The sequence below is a fragment of the Chryseobacterium sp. Marseille-Q8038 genome (assembly GCF_965111995.1).
In genome coordinates, this window is sequence record NZ_CBCOPN010000001.1 from 2,754,090 (window position 1) to 2,776,000 (window position 21,911).

General features: G+C 35.5%; 18 protein-coding genes. 9 read left to right on the forward strand and 9 right to left on the reverse strand.

The window, feature by feature from the left end; translation table 11 throughout:
* Window positions 1-8 precede the first annotated feature (8 nt).
* A complete protein-coding gene (gene glgP, locus ACWPWS_RS12745; protein ID WP_454046736.1) occupies window positions 9-1,673 on the forward strand; it encodes an alpha-glucan family phosphorylase in 1,665 nt (554 codons plus the stop codon).
* A 2-nt stretch (window positions 1,674-1,675) separates the two neighbouring features.
* Here glgP and ACWPWS_RS12750 read toward each other — a convergent pair whose 3' ends face one another.
* The 4 genes from ACWPWS_RS12750 to ACWPWS_RS12765 all read right to left on the reverse strand — a co-directional run bounded on the left by ACWPWS_RS12750 (window position 1,676) and on the right by ACWPWS_RS12765 (window position 5,456).
* The gene (locus tag ACWPWS_RS12750) at window positions 1,676-2,791 is read right to left on the reverse strand and encodes a formylglycine-generating enzyme family protein (protein WP_454046737.1); all 1,116 of its coding nucleotides are present in this window, start codon (window positions 2,789-2,791) and stop codon (window positions 1,676-1,678) included.
* A 23-nt stretch (window positions 2,792-2,814) separates the two neighbouring features.
* Window positions 2,815-4,314, reverse strand: coding sequence for a sulfatase (locus tag ACWPWS_RS12755; RefSeq protein WP_454046738.1), 1,500 nt, complete (start codon window positions 4,312-4,314; stop codon window positions 2,815-2,817).
* Window positions 4,315-4,781: 467 nt separating this feature from the next.
* Window positions 4,782-4,970: a DUF6496 domain-containing protein gene (locus ACWPWS_RS12760; RefSeq protein ID WP_209785878.1), complete on the reverse strand. Its 189-nt coding sequence runs from the start codon at window positions 4,968-4,970 to the stop codon at window positions 4,782-4,784.
* Between the two features lie 12 nt (window positions 4,971-4,982).
* A complete protein-coding gene (locus ACWPWS_RS12765) occupies window positions 4,983-5,456 on the reverse strand; it encodes a hypothetical protein (protein WP_454046739.1) in 474 nt (157 codons plus the stop codon).
* Between the two features lie 121 nt (window positions 5,457-5,577).
* Between ACWPWS_RS12765 and ACWPWS_RS12770 the strand changes: the two genes are divergently transcribed.
* Both ACWPWS_RS12770 and ACWPWS_RS12775 read left to right on the forward strand, forming a co-directional pair.
* Window positions 5,578-7,707: a S9 family peptidase gene (locus ACWPWS_RS12770; RefSeq protein ID WP_454046740.1), complete on the forward strand. Its 2,130-nt coding sequence runs from the start codon at window positions 5,578-5,580 to the stop codon at window positions 7,705-7,707.
* 8 nt (window positions 7,708-7,715) lie between these two features.
* Window positions 7,716-8,426, forward strand: coding sequence for a hypothetical protein (locus ACWPWS_RS12775; RefSeq protein ID WP_454046741.1), 711 nt, complete (start codon window positions 7,716-7,718; stop codon window positions 8,424-8,426).
* Window positions 8,427-8,464: 38 nt separating this feature from the next.
* On the opposite strand, the gene ACWPWS_RS12780 is transcribed toward ACWPWS_RS12775, so the two are convergent.
* Window positions 8,465-9,289, reverse strand: a complete 825-nt coding sequence (locus ACWPWS_RS12780) for a GLPGLI family protein (protein ID WP_454046742.1) — start codon at window positions 9,287-9,289, stop codon at window positions 8,465-8,467.
* Between the two features lie 144 nt (window positions 9,290-9,433).
* Here ACWPWS_RS12780 and ACWPWS_RS12785 point away from each other — a divergent pair, with 144 nt between their 5' ends.
* From ACWPWS_RS12785 to recG, 6 genes are all read left to right on the forward strand, one after another.
* Window positions 9,434-11,089: a peptide MFS transporter gene (locus ACWPWS_RS12785; RefSeq protein WP_105684241.1), complete on the forward strand. Its 1,656-nt coding sequence runs from the start codon at window positions 9,434-9,436 to the stop codon at window positions 11,087-11,089.
* 134 nt (window positions 11,090-11,223) lie between these two features.
* Window positions 11,224-12,978, forward strand: a complete 1,755-nt coding sequence (locus ACWPWS_RS12790; RefSeq protein ID WP_209785883.1) for a peptide MFS transporter — start codon at window positions 11,224-11,226, stop codon at window positions 12,976-12,978.
* Window positions 12,979-13,039: 61 nt separating this feature from the next.
* Window positions 13,040-14,029, forward strand: coding sequence for a PDDEXK nuclease domain-containing protein (locus tag ACWPWS_RS12795; protein ID WP_454046743.1), 990 nt, complete (start codon window positions 13,040-13,042; stop codon window positions 14,027-14,029).
* A gap of 23 nt (window positions 14,030-14,052) precedes the next feature.
* Complete coding sequence (locus ACWPWS_RS12800) at window positions 14,053-15,564, forward strand: peptide MFS transporter (RefSeq protein ID WP_209785885.1); 1,512 nt, start codon at window positions 14,053-14,055, stop codon at window positions 15,562-15,564.
* A gap of 41 nt (window positions 15,565-15,605) precedes the next feature.
* Window positions 15,606-16,139 carry a thioredoxin family protein gene (locus ACWPWS_RS12805; protein WP_454046744.1) on the forward strand — a complete coding sequence of 178 codons (534 nt, stop codon included), beginning with the start codon at window positions 15,606-15,608 and terminating at the stop codon, window positions 16,137-16,139.
* 155 nt (window positions 16,140-16,294) lie between these two features.
* Window positions 16,295-18,382, forward strand: coding sequence for an ATP-dependent DNA helicase RecG (recG, locus tag ACWPWS_RS12810; RefSeq protein ID WP_454046745.1), 2,088 nt, complete (start codon window positions 16,295-16,297; stop codon window positions 18,380-18,382).
* Between the two features lie 627 nt (window positions 18,383-19,009).
* Here recG and ACWPWS_RS12815 read toward each other — a convergent pair.
* The 4 genes from ACWPWS_RS12815 to dapA form a co-directional block, all read right to left on the reverse strand.
* On the reverse strand, window positions 19,010-19,456 hold the full coding sequence (locus ACWPWS_RS12815) for a response regulator (protein ID WP_209785887.1): 447 nt from the start codon (window positions 19,454-19,456) through the stop codon (window positions 19,010-19,012).
* Entirely contained in the window at window positions 19,449-20,030 is a 582-nt protein-coding gene (locus ACWPWS_RS12820; protein ID WP_105684247.1) for a helix-turn-helix domain-containing protein, read from the reverse strand. The genes ACWPWS_RS12815 and ACWPWS_RS12820 overlap by 8 nt, the downstream gene beginning before the upstream one ends.
* Before the next feature lie 296 nt (window positions 20,031-20,326).
* Window positions 20,327-20,830: a GNAT family N-acetyltransferase gene (locus ACWPWS_RS12825; protein WP_454046746.1), complete on the reverse strand. Its 504-nt coding sequence runs from the start codon at window positions 20,828-20,830 to the stop codon at window positions 20,327-20,329.
* 120 nt (window positions 20,831-20,950) lie between these two features.
* A complete protein-coding gene (gene dapA, locus ACWPWS_RS12830) occupies window positions 20,951-21,823 on the reverse strand; it encodes a 4-hydroxy-tetrahydrodipicolinate synthase (RefSeq protein WP_454046747.1) in 873 nt (290 codons plus the stop codon).
* Window positions 21,824-21,911: the final 88 nt, after the last annotated feature.

A 21,911-nucleotide genomic window follows, 5' to 3' on the forward strand; every position in this document is an offset into this window, starting at 1 on the left:
GCACATTTATGGATTTTAGGAATTTCAAAATACCCTACACTATCAATCCTCAATATTCCAAAAAAACCGTCTATTTCTCAATGGAATTTGCTCTTGAGCAGGTACTGAAAATATATTCGGGAGGGCTGGGCTTTCTGGCAGGATCGCACATGCGAAGTGCCTATAACCTTAAGCAGGATCTTATTGGAATCGGTATCCTATGGAAGTTCGGTTATTATGACCAGGCAAGAAATCATGATCAGACCTTACAACCTGTATGGACGAGAAAAATGTACAGTTTTCTTGAAGACACCGGAATAAAATTTCAAATCGAAATCCACAGTGCTCCGGTTTGGGTAAAGGTATGGTACCTTGATCCTGAAATTTTCAATACAGCACCTATGTTTTTTCTTTCCACAGACGTTCCGGAAAATGATCACGTTTCCAAAACAATCTGTCACAAGTTGTATGATGCCAATGAATCTACAAAACTTGCACAATATATTTTACTCGGAAAAGGAGGTGCCAAGTTACTGGACGAAATGAATATTGAAAGGGAAGTTTACCATCTTAATGAGGCGCATGGACTTCCGGCGGCATTCTATCTTCTAAAAAAATACAACGGAGACCTTAATAAAGTTAAAGAAAAACTCGTTTTTACAACGCACACACCTGAAGAAGCAGGAAATGAAAAACATAGTTTCAGATTATGTTATGATATGTCCTATTTTTCAGGCTACAGTATGGAAGAGGTAAAAAAGATTGAGGGTTCTGATGATGACCGTTTTAATCATTCCCTTTGTGCATTGAGAATGGCAAGAATCGCCAATGGAGTTTCCCAGCTTCACGGTGTAGTTTCCAGAGCGATGTGGAGTAAATATCAGGGAATCTGCGAAATCACGTCAATTACCAACGCTCAGGAATTTAAATACTGGGCAGACAAACCTCTTTACAATGCAAAAGATGAGAATGATGCCACTGTTTTTGATTACCGTAAAAAGTATCTAAAGAAAAAATTGTTCAGTATTGTTGCAGATCAAACAGGTAATTTATTTAATCCTAATGTCTTTACCATGGTCTGGGCCAGAAGATTTGCGGGTTATAAAAGAGCAGAGCTTCTTTTACATGACAAAGAAAGATTCTACAGACTTCTGAACCATCCAAAATATCCGGTACAAATCATCTGGGCAGGAAAGCCTTACCCAATGGATTACTCCGCAATTTCTACCTTCAATACCTTGGTTGAAGAAAGTAAATATCATAAAAACATTGCCGTTCTTACAGGCTATGAACTGTCTTTAAGTAAATCTTTAAAACAAGGTTCTGATGTATGGCTTAATAATCCAAGAGTTCCAAGGGAAGCTTCAGGAACTTCAGGGATGACGGCTGCTATGAACGGTTCAATCAACTTATCCACAGATGACGGCTGGATTCCGGAATTTGCCAAACATGGAGAAAACTCTTTCGTTGTTCCAAAAGCCGATTATCAGAATATGAGCATCTACGAACAGGATAATTATGATTTGAACACCTTATATGAAATCCTTGAAAACGAAATTCTTCCCACCTATTATGACCATCCTGATCAATGGAGAAAAATCCAGTACAATGCCATGAATGATGTAAAAGATCATTTCAACAGCGACAGGATGGCTGATGAATATTACCGAATCCTCTATAATAATCAGAAATAGAATTAATTAATAATGTCTTGAACACACCTGAATCCGGTATGTTCAAGACTTGTATCTGGACTGCTTTTCATACGTCGGGCAACCCTGTATCCACTGCAATAGCTATCATTACATAAAAAGCTTCCTCCACGCAGGCTGCGTTTTACACTATACGGTTCCTGAGGGTCATAAGACCTGTCGGCACCCTGAGGATTTAGAACCAGTCTGCCTTCCAGCTTTTTATAGTAATCGTAGTTGTATAAATCGCTGCACCATTCCCAAACATTTCCGGCCATATCATACAGACCATATCCGTTGGCTTTAAATGATTGTACAGGCGCAAGGGTAATATATCCGTCTTTCTTTTCATTAAGGTAAGGAAATTTTCCTTCCCAACTATTCGCTTTAGGAACTCCTGTATTGATGGATTCATTTCCCCATGGGTAAATATTATTTTTTAATCCACCCCGTGCTGCAAATTCCCATTCTGCTTCAGTGGGCAAACGTTTACCGGACCATTTACAATAAGCCTGTGCATCATCCCAGCTTATATGCACTACAGGATAGTTGTCTTTTCCTTCAATATTGCTAGCCGGCCCTTGCGGATGCTTCCAGTCAGCTCCTTTTACCCATTTCCACCATTGGCTGAAATCATTCAGATTGACAGGTTTATTTGTAGGTTTAAATACTAATGAAGCAGCTACCAATAAGCTATCCGGAGGTTTCGGAGTACCCTCAGGCAGATTTTTTTTTAATTCGTCCCAATCAGGTTTACGTTCTGCAGTTGTGATATAGCCTGTAGCATCTACAAATTTACGGAACTGTACATTTGTCACTTCTGTTATATCCATATAAAACGGAGAAACTTTTACTCTATGTTTAGGAAATTCATCTGGATCAGCCTGGCTGTTATCACCTCCCATATCAAATTCACCTCCCGGAATCAATATCATTCCTTCCAGAGAGGTATCCCCACTAAAACTAATTGAAGATGAGTCCGTAGTTCTCAACCGCGCGGGTATATTCATGCAGGTATGCCCTGGTTTCTCTTTCGGCGGTTTTGAGATTTTAGCTTTATTACAGGTACATACAACACTTAATGCACCTGTGCATATCATCATCTTTATTACAGAGAACATTATTTATGTGTTTATTTTAGGTTTTAAAACTTGGGCTTGCTATACCGCCACCCTTTTTTCAACTGAAGAGAAAGCTGGTTTACCAGTTTTTTAGAAGAAACTTCTTCAGCTATATTGACATTTTCATCAGGATCTTTTTTATGATCATAAAGCTCTCTTGCAAGATAGTTTCCTGGCTTCTCGGCTTCCTTGTCCCATTCAAACCATTCCACGTAACGGTATCGGTCTGTCCTGATAGCATATCCCATTCTTTCTACATTTTGCCCTTCTTTTTTTGCTCCAAACCTCCCTAATAAAAATTGACTGTAGGCAGCTGTCTTCCACGTATGTGCAGGGTTAGTAAGCAAAGGCTTCATACTGCTTCCCTGAAGATATTCAGGAATTTTAATACCTGCCATATCACATAAGGTAGGATAAATATCAACAAACTCTGTGAGAGCATTGCTTGTTTTTCCTTTCGCCTTTACTCCTGCTCCACTGATAATAAGCGGCACTCTGGTATCAATCTCATAATTGCTCTGCTTACACCAACCGTTATGCTCTCCCAGTTTCCAGCCATGATCTCCCCACAATACAATAATGGTATTTTCACTCAACCCTAATTCATCCAGTGTTTTTAACAATCTTCCTATCTGAGCGTCTATATAAGATACAGATGCATAATACGCATGAAGAAGCTCCCCTTGCTTTTCCACATCATAAGGCTTTTCCGAAGGTAAAGGCAGATCGGTTCTATCTGTATAAGTTCTCAGTTCGGCATCACCATGTACGGCAAATTCCGGAGCATTCTCGGGCATGAATTGATTTTTAGCAAGAGGAATGTCGTTTCTGTTATATAAATCCCAGTATTTTTTTGGAGCGTTAAATGGTAAATGCGGACGATAATATCCTACTGAAAAAAAGAAAGGCTGATTTTTTTCTTTTAATTCTTTGAGTTTTTTAATAGCCATAGTTGTTTGTGCACCATCATAGTAAGCATCATCATCAACATCTGCCATTTCAACGGAATTAGCCTTTGTATAGACAAAGCCATAGACATCCGGCTTGCCTCTTCCGTTTTTCTGAAGACTAAGTTCTTTTTCCTTCTGAATTATCTTGTTTTTCTCCAGCAGATACACTGCATCCGGATCAAAAGGATATCCGTCTACATGAAGATCTTCATTCCACGACTTCTCATCAGGAAAAATATTATGAAAGGTTTTTCCGATACCCACCGTATAATAACCATTATTCTTAAAGATCTGCGGAAGCGTTACTACATCTGGCAGGTTTTTCCTCAAATCTGTCTGAAGATCCCACACACGAACAGAATCAGGCCTCAAACCAGTTAGAAGACTGGCTCTTGACGGATTACATACTGCCTGCTGGCAATATGTTCTTTTAAAAACAACTCCTCTTGCCGCAAGTTTGTCCATATTAGGTGTTTTAATCACCGTATTCCCATAAGAGCCCGTTTCAGGTCTTAAATCATCAATAGGAATAAATAAGATATTAGGTCTTGTTTGCTTTATACCGGATCTCATGCTTTTTTTAGGTCTGGGATTTTCTTTATGGAAACTTCCACCGTTTACCGCTATGCAATTGCAAATTGATATAATGAGTAATATGGATCTCAAAATTTTGAACATATGGAATTTGTTTTTTAAAGCCTCTATCCCGTTAGAAATTCGGACCAATGGAGGCATCTTTATTATATAGGCAATGGACATTTTTTTATAGTATACACTAATGATTACTCTGGTTTTTAAGTAAAAAAATAAGTAATACGAATTTGCAATAAAAAAGGATAAACTCAATGGTAAAGACATACATCATATATACGTCAATAAACATAATTCACTGGCTTTAAAAACAATACATTAAAATACACTAACAAAAAGCATAGATTCGACCTGGAGGTTCATCTATTTAATTAGCAATTTTATAGGTTTATGATTTCACTTTTCAATAAAAATGCCCGGAAAAAATTTCCAGGCTCTTTTATTGAAGTTTATTTACTTTTTTTCTTTGGAGGTACCTTTAAACCTTCTTCTTTTGCTTCAGAAATGCCTATAGCAATAGCTTGTTTTCTGTTTGTCACTTTCTTTCCGGAAGAAGATTTCAGTTTTCCTTCCTTGAATTCGTGCATCACTTTTCCTACTTTGTCCTGAGCTTTTTCTGAATATTTAGTCTTGCTCATGATCAGATTTTTTTAAGATTTTGGCAGGGATACCCCTAATTCATAAACACAGGCATGTTTCAAATATTTTGAACGCTCTCTTGATGTTACCGATTCAAAATGATCATTCTTGATCACAATAATCGGATCTTCTATATTTTCAATTTCAAAATTGGCAAAATAACGTTCATCCGGACTGGTTTTATCATTTCTTGCTTTTATTTTCTGCAGCTCATCCGCATATTTTCTAAATCCCGGATCTGAGGAATGGATAAATTTATACTCATCGCCTGCATACACATAGTAATGAATTTTTTTCTCTATCAGCCCCGCCTCATCTGTAATTTCGGGATTATCATTTCCGTCTTTAAACACCACTTCCACCAATGTTCCGCCTTTTTTATGAGCACATTCTTCAGCGTCAGTAAAGCTGGAAAAACCTGTATAAACAATCTGGTCGTTTAATACATAACGGTTTAGTTTCTGGTTGTATGCATTCGTTTCCATAATTATTATTTGATTTGATTATAAGTAATGATATTCAATTTTTTTGCCAAAAGGCTTATTTGAAAAGCTTTTTTACACATTTTAATAAAATTATTATCTTTGAAATCCATTAATGCTAGAAATGAAAAAACTACTCTTAACTCTTACTGTAGCTGCGGTATTTCAAAATGTATCAGCACAGGAAATCACTTTAGATAAAATATATTCAGGATACTACCGTGGAAAAGGGATCGCAGGAATCACTTCCATGAAAAACGGAGAGAACTATCTTGTCATTGAACCGTCAGGAATTGCAAAATATTCTTACAAAACCTCACAAAAAGAAGGAAACCTTGTGGACGGAAGATTTGAAAGCTATATTTTTTCTGATGATGAATCTAAAATTCTTTTACAGGTTGGAAGCCAGCCTATTTACAGGCATTCTTTTCTTGGAAAATTTGAGGTAAAAGATTTAAAATCCGGGAAAACAATCAGTTTGAATGAAGGAAAACCGGTTCAGGAACCTACATTTTCGCCAGACGCTACGAAAGTGGCTTTTATTGTTGACAATAATCTTTTCTATCAGGATCTTAGTTCAGGAAAAATTACACAGATTACTACAGATGGTAAGAAGAACTCTATCCTGAATGGTTTGGCTGATTGGGTGTATGAAGAAGAATTCGGACATGCAAAACAATATGAGTGGACAAAGAATTCTGATGCCATCGTATTTGTAAAATCTGATGAAAGCCAGGTTCCGGAAATCTACATTCCCATCTATGGAAAAACTCTTTATCCGGCTGAAATGCGTTATAAATACCCGAAAGCAGGTGAAAAGAATTCTGTGGTTTCAGCACAGCTCTACCGTCTTGACAATGGAAAAACAATGCAGCTGAACTTAGGTTCTTTTAAAAATTATTACATCCCGAATGTATTCCAGACTGCAAAACCAGATGAAATTGTTTTAATTACTTCTGAAAGAATCCAGAATGCTTCAGATATTTTAAAAGTAAATACCAAAACAGGAACTGTTCAGAAATTATTCACTGAAACTGATGATAAATGGATTGATACAGACAGCCCAACATTGGAATTCCTTGAAGATGATTCTTTCCTTTGGTCATCTGAAAGAGATGGAAACCGTCACCTTTACTGGTATGACAAGGATGGTAAGCTCAAAAAGCAGATCACAAAAGGAAACTGGGAAGTAACCGATTATTATGGATTTAATCCTAAATCTAAAGAAATTTACGTTCAGACTACTGAAAAAGGGAGCATTAATAAAGTGATTTCCAAAGTGAATATCGAAAACGGAAAAACTCAGCTGATCTCCAATGCGGAAGGAAATAATTCTGCCAATTTCAGCAAGAACTATAATTATTTCATCGAAACCTCTTCTACGGCAGCAAAACCTTATACATATGTTTTAAAAGACGGTAATGGAAAAGCAGTAAAAGAACTTCAGAACAACAATGATCAGTTACAGAAGCTAAAGACCGATAATTTTGTTGAAAAAGAATTCCTCACCATTCCAAATGCAGTAGGCGATCAGATGAATGCCTGGATTATGAAGCCTAAAAACTTTGATCCCAATAAGAAGTATCCTCTATTTATGTTCCAATATTCCGGACCGGGATCTCAGCAGGTTGCCAATTCATGGGACAACGGAAATGCAATGTGGTTCAACCATCTTGTACAAAAAGGATATATTGTAGCTTGTGTAGACGGACGTGGAACCGGATATAAAGGGGCTAAATACAAGAAAGTAACTTATATGAACTTAGGAAAATATGAGATTGAGGATCAGATCACTGCAGCAAAGTGGTTCGGAAACCAATCTTATGTTGATAAAAGCAGAATCGGAATGTTCGGATGGAGCTTTGGAGGGTATATGACCAGTTTAGCCATGACTAAAGGTGCCGACGTTTTCAAAGTGGGAATCGCTGTAGCACCGGTAACCAACTGGAGATATTATGACTCTGTATACACCGAAAGATTTATGAGAACACCTCAGGAAAACCCTGATGGATATGATAAAAACTCTCCTACAGAATACGCAAACCTATTGAAAGGAAAATTCTTATTAATTCACGGAACGGCTGATGACAATGTTCACTTCCAAAACTCTATGCAGTTCTCTGAAGCTTTGATTCAAAACAAAAAACAGTTTGATTTCATGGCTTATCCAGATAAAAACCACGGAATTAATGGTGGACAGACAAGACCTCAGTTGTATCAGAAAATGACAGATTTTATTCTGAATAATTTATAATATTCACAATGAGAAAAATTATTTTATCCGCCTGTATTCTGTTTTCTCTTTCTGTTCAGTCTCAAATAAAGGCATTAACAGAGGATGGAAAAGAAGTTGTTCTTTTAGATAATAAGACCTGGAAATTTGTAAACGAAAGTGACGAAAAGATTCTCGAAACGATTACAACCAATGAAGAATTATTCGAAAAAACAAAAGAGTCTACTTTTCTGGTAAAAAGTAAAAATGTTGATGGAGGTTTTTATTATGATCCTAAAAAATGGAAAGTTGTAAAAGCTCCTGAAAATTCAACCTTTGTAGAATATGCGTTTAATAACACTTCAAATTCTACTGTGTATGCACTGTTTGGAAGTGAAATTATGCCTATCCAGACCCTAAAGAATCTGAAAGATATTCTGCTTCCTATGATCCAAAGAAATTCAGATTATTTTAAATTAAAAAAATCTGAGTATAGAACCGTTAACGGAATCAAGGTACTTCATTTAGAGTACAGTGCCAATGTTAAAGGATTGGATTTTGAATATATAGCAAATCTTTATCTTACCAGCGGAGGTTATTGCAGTATATCCACTCATACTTATGCCAATCAGTTTGATGCCAATAAAAACGAAATGGAAAATTTTGTGAATGGCATTGTAAAATCAGAAAAAGCAAAAACAGCAACGGTAGAGATTAAAGAGGTGCCACCTCCTCCAATGGCTCCCAAAAAAGCAAAATAATAAAAATCCCTTTCAAAATATTTTGAAAGGGATTTTTATTAAGGATATTTTACAGCCTTATCCAACTCTATTGGATTATTAAAAGACTTTATTTTTTTTCTTTCGTTAGCTTCAGCTGGTTTCAACTGTTCTTTGGTGAGAATAGTACCGTCTTCAAGTTCTAATTTTTTCCCTTCAGTTAAAACAAGTCTTCCATTCAATATATATTTAAAAGGACTATCATATAATTCTAACTTCAATTTATCCAGTTTAGCCTGATTAGTAGAGATTGCTGTGGAAATAGAATTTTCTAATGAAATCCGTTTATAGGAATCCTGGATTTTTTCACTTTTAATAACTTTAAAGTAATAGTCCTTTTTCCCATCATACAGCTCCATAATAAGTCCGGGCAGACCATTAAACTTATAAGGTCCGTAAGGAATAGGAATATCTTTGGAAAACCATGCTACCCAGTTTCTTCCTCCAAATTGAGTAGTTGCTTTTTGAACCTGATAGCCTCCAAAAGTTTTGGTACTGTCTGAGATTTTCCAGTGCTGCTCTGACTTTTCGTTGATTTTATAAAAATTCACATCTCCTATATATTCATAGTTCTGATATTCATTGTTGTTATTTTTCTTTATCAGAAACGAAGTCAGCTTATAGCCTTTATATCCGTATTGATTTTTGGCCGCAAATAATGAATCATTGATATAATAGAACCTATTGTAATAGGCAATATCATCAGGCGTAGTGTCAAGATTAAAATTTTCTTTCATCAGGTTTTGAGAAGCAGAATCTTTCTTAGAAGTGACTTCATAAATAAATCTGTTACTCTGTGAAAAACAAATAAACGTTCCCAGTAATAAAAATAATAGCTTTTTCATAGTTTAATTGGGTCAATTTAAAAAAACTTCTTATTTCAGTCAAAGCAATTTTATATTTATTTCATTAATCATTTAGGGCAAGTATTATTTATTTTATCAATTGAAATTAAAAACTTATTTTTGAGGAATTTGAAAATTGAAAATATGAAGACTAAACATCCTAAAGGGCTGCCCTATCTCTTTTTTACAGAAATGTGGGAGCGTTTCGGGTATTACCTGATTCTTGGAATCTTTGTTCTGTATGTTATTGAGCCTACGGGCATGAAAGGTGGACTTGGACTTCCGGATAAAACTGCTGATGACATTTTCGGAACGTATATTGCCTTAACGTATCTTACACCATTCATTGGAGGATTCCTGGCAGACAGGGTATTAGGATATATTAAATCTATTTATCTTGGAGGTTTTTTAATGGCTGCAGGATATATAGGAATGGGTGTTTTTAAAGATTTACCTTTATTTTATACTTCTCTGGCGTTAATTATAATAGGAAACGGGTTCTTTAAACCTACTATTTCAACTCTATTAGGAAATCTTTATTCTGAAGAACCTTATAAAGCTAACAAGGACTCCGGATATAATATTTTCTATATGGGAATCAATATCGGAGCATTTATCTGTAATATTATTGCCGCTTTTATGCGTAATAAATTCGGTTGGGGTGAAGCTTTCATCACTGCGGGTGTAGGAATGCTTATCGGTATGGTTATTTTTACCATAGGAAGAAAGCATTATATCCACGCTGCTCAGATGAAACCTGTACAGGAAGGAGATACAAAGCTTTCTGAAATTATGCTTAAAGTTTTCGTTCCTGCTATCGTTGCCGGAGCAATAGGTTGGTTTATTCCTAACAATATTTTTGGAAGCGACAGTACAGATGCCTTTATTTTCGCATGTGTCCCTGTAATCTACTTCTACGCATCTCTTTATTTCAAAGCTAAACCGGACGAAAAAGCACCTATTGGAGCTTTACTTTCTGTATTTCTGATCAGTATGTTCTTCTGGGCTGTCTTCAAACAAAACGGAACAGCTTTGACAAGGTGGGCGAATTATTATACAGACAGAAGTGTTCCTGCATCTCTTGAAAAGCCATTAGAAGGAATCTATATGGTAGAAGGGAAAAGTTATGAGGACAAAGAAACCCCTGTTTATGACAACCAGTTCCGTTCTCAGAAAGACGACAACGGGGAAACTAAAAAGGAAATGGGAAAAGATGTTTATTTTAAAAATATATCCCCGGAACAGCGTGCTGCCCTTGAGAAAAACCCTGAAAACAAAGTATATTTATACAATACAGAATTATTCCAGTCTATCAATCCATTCTGGGTTATTGCGCTCACGCCTGTTATCGTAGGGTTCTGGGCATTATTGAGAAGAAAAGGAAAAGAGCCTTTAACGCCTACCAAGATTGTTTTAGGATTATTTATTTCCGGTCTTTCCTGTCTGGTAATGGTTTTAGCGGTGATGGCCGGAGAAAACGGATCTGTAAAAGTTTCCCCATTATGGCTTGTTGCCAGTTATGGAGTAATTACTATTGGGGAACTATGTTTATCTCCAATGGGACTTTCTTTTGTCTCTAAACTTTCTCCTGCAAGGATTACCGCATTGATGATGGGAGGATTCTTCCTGGCTAACTCTGTGGGAAATAAACTTTCAGGTATCCTGGCAAGTACATGGTATAATTATGAAAACAAAACGAATTATTTCCTTGTTAACTTTGCCTTGTTAATATTTGCTACACTTTTAGGTCTTTCTATGTTAAAAAGACTGAATAAAATTATGACTGAAAAAGGGCATTAAAATCCTTATTATTATAAAGATAAGTAAGCTGCGGAATCCTTCCGCAGCTTTTTTATTTAAAAATAAAATTAAAACCTTGCCAAAAACCCAAAATAAACTATATTTGTCAGTCTTAACAAAAATTAACAATAGAAATGGATAATATTGAAGCATTGAGTCCGAAGCCGGATGAATTTGTAGAGAATAAGAATTCCAGGCATCCTAAAGGATTATGGGTTCTTTTCGGAACAGAAATGTGGGAGCGTTTCAACTTTTATGGAATGAGAGCTCTTTTGACGCTCTTCATGGTAAATTCCTTATTAATAAAAGAAGCTGATGCAGCGATCATCTATGGTGGATTTCTAGCTTTATGTTATCTAACCCCTCTTTTGGGAGGATTTATTGCTGATAAATACATCGGAAACAGATATGCCATCATCATTGGTGGATCATTAATGGCGATTGGTCAGTTCCTATTATTCATCAGTGCCTCTACTTTCTCCGCGGATATCGGAAGTGCCAAACTTATTATGTGGCTGGCATTATTCGTTATTATTTTCGGTAATGGATTCTTCAAACCGAATATTTCCTCAATGGTAGGAAGCCTTTATCCAAAGCAGGAAAAATCTAAACTGGATTCTGCTTTCACCATTTTCTATATGGGGATTAACATTGGGGCGTTCTTAGGTCAGTTTATCTGTCCATACGTAGGAGACGTAAAAGATGCGACCACTGGAGTAAGAGATATTTTTGCTTTCAAATGGGGATTCTTAGCAGCTTCTATTGCCATGGTAATCGGAACGATAACATTCTTTATTCTTAAAAACAAATATGTAGTAACTCCGGAAGGAAGACCTATCGGAGGACTACCTAAAAATAATACAAGTGCAGATTTCGAAGAAGGAGAAACGCAAACAGCAAAATTCTCTGGTACATTCTTAGGAATTACTGTAGCTATATTTGTTGTTCTATTCTTTGTATTTAGATATTTACTTGTAGGAGAACTTGGGTTTAACTCAGTGGAAATGGGTCAAATGATCAAAGGAATTATTTATCCTTTTATCTATTCCGCAGGTATTTCCCTTGCCTTCCTGATTATGTCTTCTGCAGAAAATAAAATTGAAAGACAAAGAATCTGGGTAATCTATATCGTATCATTCTTTATTATTTTCTTCTGGGCAGCATTTGAACAGGCAGGATCTTCATTAACATTTATTGCAGACAACCAAACAGACAGAAACATTTTCGGATGGAATATGCCTCCTTCAATGGTTCAGATCTTCAACGGAATTTTCGTAGTTCTTTTAGCAGTTCCTTTCAGTTTATGTTGGGATAAACTGAGAGCAAAAGGAAAAGAGCCGGTATCTCCTTTCAAACAAGCAATGGGATTAGCATTGATCGCTCTTTCTTATTTCATCATTGCACACAATGTAAAGGATCTTGGAAACTCAGGTTTATTAGCAATCAAATGGTTAATGTTACTTTATTTCATTCAGACTTGTGGTGAGCTTTGTCTTTCTCCAATCGGTTTATCACTAGTAGGTAAACTGGCTCCGAAAAGATTTGCTTCATTATTATATGGTGTTTTCTTCATTTCCAACGCTGCTGGTTATGCATTGGCAGGTTCATTGGGAGCACTTATCCCTGCAACAGGTGATAAATTTAAAAAAGCAGAAGAAATAGGAGTAAATCTTCAGGATGTACTAGATAAAAAAGTAACTTTAACTGCAGATCAGGTAGCGGCTTTTGATAAGGCTCAGCTTCCATTACACAACCCTACGTTTGTAGGATTTGAAATCCACAACTTATTTGAATTCTTCATGGTATTCGTAGTGCTTTGTGGTATTGCTTCTGTCATCTTAGGTTTAATTTCACCTATCTTAAAGAAAATGATGCATGGTGTAAACTAATTGTATCAACAAAATATAATAAAACCTCTGCTAAGTCAGAGGTTTTTTTTATTTTCGTACGATGGAAATTTCCGAAGATTCTTTATTCCAATCCGTAAAGGAAATCATTAGACAGTCGCGCGAAAAAGTTTTTCGAATAGCGAATTCTACTTTACTGCTTACCTACTGGCAAATTGGAAAACTTATTGTTGAAGATGAACAACAGGGAAAAGAACGTGCAGAATATGGAAAATATACGCTGAAAAAACTTTCTCAGAAACTTACCTTAGAATTTGGAAAAGGGTTTGATTATACCAACTTATCCAATATGCGAAAGTTTTACACTGCATTTCCAATTGTTGACACATTGTCTCAACAATTGAGCTGGTCACATTACAGATTACTTTCAAGTCAGGATAATAAAGACAAAAGACATTATTATCTAAATGAATCCGTACAAAATAACTGGAACGTAAGAGATCTCAAAAGACAAATCAATTCGCTAGCTTACGAAAGGGTTTTAGAGCATACAAGGTCTTCTTCGGAAAGTATTCACAGTGTTTTAAAAGATCCTTATATTTTTGAATTTCTTGGGTTAAAAGCTGATGAACAATTCTCTGAAAAAGAAATTGAAACAGCCATTATTGACCATATCCAGAAGTTTTTATTGGAATTCGGGAAAGGGTTCGCTTTTGTAGCCAGGCAACAACATATCTCAACAGATACATCGGACTTCTACATTGATCTTGTTTTCTACAATTACATCTTAAAATGCTTTGTCATAATTGATTTAAAAACCGGAGAACTTTCTCATCAGGATATCGGGCAGATTGATATGTATGTAAGAATGTATGACGATCTAAAACGCGGTGAAGGAGATAACCCAACCATCGGAATTTTATTATGTTCAGAAAAGGATGAAACTATTGTAAAATATTCCATTTTGAATGATAAAAACAATTTATTTGCCAGCAAATACCTGCTGTACCTCCCAAAAGAAGAAGAATTAAAACAAATTATTGACCAGGACAGAATCCGTTTTGAACTGGATCAGAAAGATAAAAACCCTTAATTAGAACTTAATCATATATCATTATGAGCTTAACTTTAGATGAAATACAAAATTTCAAAGGAAAGTATCCCAGACAAATCTGGAGTCTGTTTTTCTCTGAAATGTGGGAACGTTTCTGTTTCTACGGAATGCGTGGAATGTTGGTTTTCTTTATGATCTCGCAACTTAATTTCCATGAAAAAGAAGCCAACCTTCAATACGGTGCCACCCAGGCTTTCGTATATGCCTTTACTTTTATAGGCGGTCTTTTTGCCGATAAAATTTTAGGATTCCGAAAATCCCTGTTCTGGGGTGGTCTCCTGATGATCGTAGGGAGTTTAATCCTTGCTACTGATCCACACAAATTCTTTTTCTTAGGAATAGCATTTACCGTAGTAGGTACAGGTTTCTTCAAACCTAATATTTCATCTATGGTAGGACAACTTTACAAACCTAATGATTCAAGAGCCGATGCAGGATTTTCACTTTTCTATGCAGGTATTAACCTAGGTGCTTTGCTGGGAGGTTATTTATGTATTGCCATTGGAAAAGGAGAATTTCTAAGTAATATTATCCCAGAAGAGATGAGATGGCATATTGCTTTTGGATTGGCTTCAATAGTAATGGTAATAAGCCTGATTAACTTTGTATTCACCCAAAGAACACTGGGAACTATTGGTCTACAGCCGGGACATCCTTTAGCAGAAGAAAAAACAGCTCCCATACCAAAATGGAAAGAATATGGAGTATATGTTTTGTCATTGGTTTTTGTACCCATTATTATGACCATGGTTGCCAAAACAGAATACACAGATTATTTCATGTGGACAATCGGGCCATTGACTTTAATCTATTTATTCTATGAAATGTCTAAAGTAACAGCTTCCGAGCGTAAAAAACTTTGGGCAGCATTGGTTTTCATTATATTCTCCATCATCTTCTGGGGAATCTATGAACAAAGTGGAGGTTCTTTAAGTATTTTTGCGGCTAAGAACCTGAACAAAGATCTTTTCGGGTTAGACCCAAATGGTGTGAATAACTCAGGTGGTGCTTTCTTCATTATATTCCTTGCTCCAATAATCGGACTTCTATGGATCTGGCTGAATAAGCGAAAAATTGAACCCAACACCATTATCAAATTCGGATTAGGATTCATTTTCCTGGGATTAGGATATTATGTCTTATTTGCTACCCGTTTATTTGCAGACCTTCAAGGAATTACTTCATTGAATTTCTTCACTCTGGCCTTATTAATCATTACTCTCGGAGAATTATGCCTCTCTCCTATCGGATTATCCATTATGACAAAGCTTTCTACCAAGAATCTTCAGGGGATGATGATGGGAATGTGGTTTCTTGCTTCAGCTTACGGACAGTATGTTGCAGGGATTATCGGAGCCAGTCTTGCCACGTCAAAAGAAGGTTCTACCAACTATGATGAATTGATCACTTATACTGATGGATATAAACAATTGGGATTATATGCGATAATTGCCGGAGTGGTATTAATTTTGATATCTCCGTACGTGAAAAAATTAATGCAAGATGTAAAATAAAAAATAAGTAATTATGCTTATTTTTACCTAAATATCACAATATGAAGAAAATTTTAAGCATAATCCTCTTACTTTTATTAAATTTCAGTTTTGCTCAGGTAAAGTGGATAACCATTGAGGAAGCTTTAAAAGCCCAAAAAGAAAATCCCAAGAAAATACTGATTGATTTTTATGCAGACTGGTGCGGCCCATGCAAAATCATGGATAAAAAAACATATGGACATCCTGTGATTGCGCAAATTCTCAATGAGAATTACTATCCGGTAAAGTTTAATGCAGAAGAAAAAAAGAGCATTGAAATCTTTGGAAGAACATTTTCCAATCCGAACAGTGAGCACAAAAAAGGAAAGAATTCCCTGCACGAGTTTACACAATACATGAATGTAGGAGCTGTTCCGAGTACGGTATTTCTGGATGAACACGGAGACCCTATTACCATTCTTCAGGGAGAATTATCCGCTAAAGAACTGGAACCTTATCTGGAACTGATCTCAAAAGATTTGTTCAAAAAGATTAAAACCAGAGAACAGTGGGAAGACTACCAAAAAAAGTTCAAATCTAAAATCAAAGAGTAATTTAGAACTTCAAAACCCCAATTTTCGGGTTCAATTCTAAAAATTCACTATACAGACTTCCAATTTTTTTGGAAGTCTTTTTTATTTTACCGAAATTCGAACCTTTGTTTTTTCATACAGATCTGGAGATATTGAAACCAGATATCAAATCAAAAATGACTTTAGAAACTTCCATAGAATACGTAAAAGGAATAGGTCCGGAAAGAGCCAAACTCATCAAAAGTGTGTTGGGATTATCAACTGTTGAAGACCTGTTGAACTTCTACCCTATCCGCTACCTGGATAAAAGCAAAATTTATAAAATATCCCAGCTTCAAGAAGAAAGTAGTCAGGAAATCCAGCTGAGAGGAAAAATTACTCAGGTACAGGAAATCCAAACGGGGAAAACCAAGAGGTTATCTGCAAAATTTAATGACGATACCGGCAGTATGGATCTGGTGTGGTTTCAGTATTCCAAATGGCTGAAAGAACAGCTTCCCATCAACAAAGAGGTTTATATTTTTGGAAAGATCAATGTTTTCAACCGGCAGTTTTCTATGCCTCATCCGGAAATAGAAGCGGAAGAAAAAAAAGAAGGTGAAACGCGGCTTAAACCGATTTATCCAAGTTCTGAAAAATTGACTAAAAGAGGTTTAAATCAACGATTTTTTCAGAATGCTTTAAGAAATATCTGCAAAGAGATTCCGAATCTTATTGAAGAGAATTTTCCGGAGTATCTGATGAAAACCTTTAAATTTATGTCCAGGCAACATGCTTTTCTGAATGTTCATTTTCCAAAAGATCAGGAACATTTTGATAAAGCAGATTACCGGTTGAAATTTGAAGAATCATTCTTCTTTCAGTTAGGATATGGTTTAAAGAAATTACATCATAAAACGCAGTCTCACGGTAATCCTTTTCCAATTATCGGGGATCATTTCAATGATTTTTATGAAAACCACCTTCCTTTTGAACTTACCAATGCACAGAAAAGAGTTTTAAAGGAAATCAGAGTGGATATGAAGAGGCCTATTCAGATGAACAGGCTTTTACAAGGTGATGTAGGATCAGGAAAAACAATGGTAGCCCTTCTTACCATGCTTATCGCTATGGATAATGGTTTTCAGAGCTGTTTGATGGCACCTACGGAAATTCTCGCCCAGCAGCATTATAATGGGATCAAAGAACTTTTAGAAAAAACAGGAATCAATATCCGTCTCCTGACAGGTTCAACCAAAGCAGCGGAAAGAAGAATCATTCATGAAGAGCTGGAAAATGGTACACTTTCTATTTTGGTAGGAACTCATGCGGTTTTAGAAGACAAGGTTAAATTTAAAAACCTGGGATTAGCCATCATTGATGAGCAGCATAGATTCGGAGTTGCTCAGCGGGCTAAACTTTGGGCTAAAAATAAAATTCCGCCACACATTCTTGTGATGACCGCTACACCGATTCCCAGAACTCTCGCTATGAGTTTTTATTCTGATCTTGATGTTTCCGTTATTGATGAAATGCCTGTAGGAAGAAAGCCTATCATTACTGCTCACAGACGTGAAAAAGACAGATTGTATGTATATAATTTCTGCAAAGATGAAATTAAGAAAGGCAGACAGGTTTATTTCGTATATCCTCTTATTGAGGAATCTGAAACCTTAGATTATAAAAACCTGATGGAAGGCCTGGAGCATGTCATGGAATATTTTTCAGAATACAATGTAACCATGCTGCATGGTAAGATGAAACCTGACGAAAAAGATGCTGCAATGGCTTATTTTGCTTCGGGTAAAGCAGAGATTATGGTGGCAACTACGGTCATTGAAGTGGGGGTAAATGTTCCCAATGCTTCCGTAATGGTGATTGAAAGTTCAGAAAGGTTCGGGCTATCACAGCTTCACCAGCTCAGAGGACGTGTGGGAAGAGGTGCTGAACAGAGTTACTGTATCCTGATGACTTCCGATAAATTATCCAAAGAAAGCAGAACACGTATCAAGACCATGACTGAGACCAATGATGGTTTTAAAATTTCTGAAGTGGATATGCAGCTTCGCGGTCCGGGAGATATTCTGGGTACGCAGCAAAGTGGCGTGGTAGATTTTAAAAGACTGGATCTTATTAATGATTCGGCAATCATTAAAACTACAAAAAATACGATAGAAAGAATACTGGAAGCAGATCCAATGCTTTCCAGACAGGATAATCTGATGATTAAAAACTATTATATCAGGTACTACAAAGGGAAAAATAAATGGAGTAAAATATCATAAAAAAAACCGCAGAAAATTTTCCTGCGGCCCCCTTATAAAACTGTTATTTAGAAGAAATTACTTTTGGTCTGTTCAAAATAAATTTATTTTAATAGTTAGGCTTAATATTTTGTGATGTGGTGTGGTGTGGTGTGAAAAAATATTTATATAACAATATAATAGATAAATAGTCTAAGACCTAACTATTAAAATAAATTATAAAAAACAAAATGAATTATTTTTTTCCAACTTGCTTATTATAAAAACTAACTGTTTTTCGGTGGAGATGAGGGAATGAAACGAATAAAAATACCTCCAACTACTTATTGAGTTTTCATGATTGTACCGTTTTGTTTAAAGATCTTCTATGCTTTAAAATTGGAAAATTATTATAATTCATTTTGTTAACTAACATCGTGATTTATATAATTCTTTATTTTTAGAAACAATTACCTTTCATTCATCTGTATCTTCTACTATATAATGAAATTTGTGTCTGAGTTTACTTTTACAAATGTCAGTATATTAATTCAGATGCCTTTTATATTATTTTAATTATTCGTTATAAAATTATCACTTATTTGTGAATAGTATGCAGTAAATATGATTCATATTTTTTTAATATTAAATTAATAAATCCTTTATCCATCATACTTTCAGGATTAAATTATCTTTATTCAATCCTGACGTGTGATACTGCCAATTGATGGTAATAACTTCCGTAAGTACCTTTTTAAGCTTATCAAAACAATCCTGTTTTTTCATAAAAATGTGAGCTCCTTTTACAAAAATATCTTCTATTTCATTTTCCGGAATCGGTTCAGAAAAAATAGCCGTCACCATATTCTTGAATTTTGAATTTGAAGTGATATCTTCCAGGCACTCCATGCTTGTCTTTCCAGGAATAGCGTAGTTGATAAAAACAATTTCCGGAACTACAGCATCATCATTATTGAGATATTCCATCAGGTTTTTTCCGTTACTGAAACATTGAACTTTTACAGAGATTTTCAACTCTTTTAGAATGTTTTTAAAAAAAATCAATGTATTGTCATCGCTATCTGCTACTATTACGTTCAGAAATTCTTTATTCATACTGCATTTTAGGATTTATTACCATGCTTTGTACTCTTCTTCGCCTGCCAATAATCTTTTGAAACTGGGATGGAGTGATTCCTGTTGTATTTTTAAACTGGGTGCTCAAATGCGCCACACTGGAGTAATTCAGCTTGTGGGCAATTTCTGTAAGGCTTTGCTTGTTTCTTATAATCAGGGCTTTTGCATGCTCTATCTTTTGCAGAATGATAAAGTTCTCTATAGAGGTGTAAGCTACTTCTGAAAATAGATTGGAAAGATATCCGTAGCTGTGATTCAGCTTCTCAGAAATATAGATCGATGCTTTTACCGGAATAATCTCATCAGAAAAGACCAGTTCTACAATGGCATCTTTTATTTTCTGTACCAAAGCAGTTTTTTGGCTTTCTATGATCTCGATACCATAATCTTCAAGATTTTTCTTAAAAAGATTGTGCTGTTCTTGGGTAAGGGGCTCATAGAATTCCACTTCACCGAAGTTCAGTAACCTGTACTTCAGCCCGTGTTCTTTTAGTTTCTCGTCCAATACCTTTTTGCAGAGGGCATTGAAATCAAATTTAACATACATTTTCATCCTAGTAGATATAAAGCCAGTTTTATTTAGTAAATATAATAATTTATTTCATTTAAAAGTGAAATAGGTGTAAATTTTTTATATTTGCCATATAGACGCAAAAACTCCTGTATTTAAGAATACAGGAATTTAAACACTAAGGATGAAAAAAATATACTGATAAAAAGCTGATTCAGCTCAAAACCAAGCATATGAATGTATTGTAATAAGTGATTTGGTTCTGAAGCAAAGATGAATTAAAAAAAGAAGTCACTTGTTATAGAATTACAGGATAAAGTTACAAAATTTTAAGTCATTTATCTGTGAATTAGAAATTCCATCAAAAAATCATCCATTACAAACCCGTTCCCGATGTCAAAAACACCTTCATCGTAAACCCTGTATCCTTGGGATTCATAGAAGTTTCTGGCAGAATTGTATTTATTGACATTCAAAATAATTCTATTGTTTCCGTTTTCAAAAACCTTCTTATTGAGAAACTGGAGTGCTTCTTTTCCAAACCCCTTTCCTTTGCTCTCCGGAACCAGATAAATGCGATGCAACTTGGTGGTTTTTTCTTCATAATGATGCTCGTATCCGATAAAGCCTTCATAAGAATCATTATCTTCATCCTGAATAAGGTAATAGTGATAATGCGGATTTTGGAAATGATTGAGAATTTCAGTTTCAGAATACATTTCAGAAAGCATGAATTCCATCTGCTCCTTCGAAAGAATATCTGCATAAGCATTTTCCCATGATCTTCGCGCAAGATCCTGAATCAACGGGATATCTGCAGCTGTTGCCTGTTTTAATTTCATGATTTGTTATAGTATGATGATTAAAAAAAGTGAAAAGCCTAAACTTTTCACTCTTTATATTATTCAATGATGACTGATGAGTTTTAAAACATGATTAAAATTCATCCTGCCAGTTCATTATTAAAGGGTTGCCATTTCAGCCTTAATTTTTGCATGAAGACCTTCTGAAGCCTTTACCAAAGGAAGTCTCAGATAATTCTTAATAATCCCTTTTTCTGTCAATATTACTTTAATACCGCAAGGGTTTCCTTCTGCAAAAATCAGACGGGTAATATCTACCAGCTTATTGTGGATTTCATAAGCTTCTTTTACCTTTCCTTCAAAAGCCAGTTGTACCATAGTAGAAAATTCTTTAGGATACGCCTGCCCGATTACGGAAATTACACCATCACCTCCCGCTAATGTTACAGGTAATGTATATTCATCATCTCCGGAAACTAAGGAAAAACCTTCAGGTTTCTTTCTCAGAATATCAAAGTACTGTAAAATATTAGGTGCAGCTTCTTTAATCAAAAACAAATTAGGGAATTCTTTTGCAAGACGAATCGTAGTATCTGCTTCTACATTCTGCCCGGTTCTTGAAGGAACATTATAAATGATAATATTTTTTCCTGTGGAAGCTAACGCTTTATAATGCTGATAAAGACCTTCCTGGTTAGGTTTATTATAATATGGAGATACAGAAAGTACTGCTTCAAATGCAGAAAGGTCTGCTTCTTCAATCTGTTTCTTGACATCAAGAGTATCGTTACCGCCAATTCCCAACACTAAAGGAAGACGTTTATTATTTACCTTAATGATATGCTCAATTACCTGTTTCTTCTCCTCAGCAGAAAGCGTTGCGGCTTCTGCCGTTGTTCCCAATACAACCAAATAATTGGTCCCGTTGTCGATATTGTACTCCACAAGTTTTGTTAAACTATCGAAGTCAACGGATAAATCTTCATTAAAGGGTGTTACCAATGCAACACCTACTCCTTTTAAAATGCTCATCTGTTAGAATTATTTTTGCCAAATTTAATAATTTACGGTAAGAATTTGTAATAAATAATAATGTTTTATTATACATATAGTTATATTT

Coding starts and splice junctions, on each gene's coding strand:
- glgP (WP_454046736.1), top strand. CDS start 9: ATGGATTTTAGGAATTTCAAAATACCCTACACTATCAATCCTCAATAT.
- ACWPWS_RS12750 (WP_454046737.1), bottom strand. CDS start 2,791: ATGTTCTCTGTAATAAAGATGATGATATGCACAGGTGCATTAAGTGTT.
- ACWPWS_RS12755 (WP_454046738.1), bottom strand. CDS start 4,314: ATGAGATCCGGTATAAAGCAAACAAGACCTAATATCTTATTTATTCCT.
- ACWPWS_RS12760 (WP_209785878.1), bottom strand. CDS start 4,970: ATGAGCAAGACTAAATATTCAGAAAAAGCTCAGGACAAAGTAGGAAAA.
- ACWPWS_RS12765 (WP_454046739.1), bottom strand. CDS start 5,456: ATGGAAACGAATGCATACAACCAGAAACTAAACCGTTATGTATTAAAC.
- ACWPWS_RS12770 (WP_454046740.1), top strand. CDS start 5,578: ATGAAAAAACTACTCTTAACTCTTACTGTAGCTGCGGTATTTCAAAAT.
- ACWPWS_RS12775 (WP_454046741.1), top strand. CDS start 7,716: ATGAGAAAAATTATTTTATCCGCCTGTATTCTGTTTTCTCTTTCTGTT.
- ACWPWS_RS12780 (WP_454046742.1), bottom strand. CDS start 9,289: ATGAAAAAGCTATTATTTTTATTACTGGGAACGTTTATTTGTTTTTCA.
- ACWPWS_RS12785 (WP_105684241.1), top strand. CDS start 9,434: ATGAAGACTAAACATCCTAAAGGGCTGCCCTATCTCTTTTTTACAGAA.
- ACWPWS_RS12790 (WP_209785883.1), top strand. CDS start 11,224: ATGGATAATATTGAAGCATTGAGTCCGAAGCCGGATGAATTTGTAGAG.
- ACWPWS_RS12795 (WP_454046743.1), top strand. CDS start 13,040: ATGGAAATTTCCGAAGATTCTTTATTCCAATCCGTAAAGGAAATCATT.
- ACWPWS_RS12800 (WP_209785885.1), top strand. CDS start 14,053: ATGAGCTTAACTTTAGATGAAATACAAAATTTCAAAGGAAAGTATCCC.
- ACWPWS_RS12805 (WP_454046744.1), top strand. CDS start 15,606: ATGAAGAAAATTTTAAGCATAATCCTCTTACTTTTATTAAATTTCAGT.
- recG (WP_454046745.1), top strand. CDS start 16,295: ATGACTTTAGAAACTTCCATAGAATACGTAAAAGGAATAGGTCCGGAA.
- ACWPWS_RS12815 (WP_209785887.1), bottom strand. CDS start 19,456: ATGAATAAAGAATTTCTGAACGTAATAGTAGCAGATAGCGATGACAAT.
- ACWPWS_RS12820 (WP_105684247.1), bottom strand. CDS start 20,030: ATGAAAATGTATGTTAAATTTGATTTCAATGCCCTCTGCAAAAAGGTA.
- ACWPWS_RS12825 (WP_454046746.1), bottom strand. CDS start 20,830: ATGAAATTAAAACAGGCAACAGCTGCAGATATCCCGTTGATTCAGGAT.
- dapA (WP_454046747.1), bottom strand. CDS start 21,823: ATGAGCATTTTAAAAGGAGTAGGTGTTGCATTGGTAACACCCTTTAAT.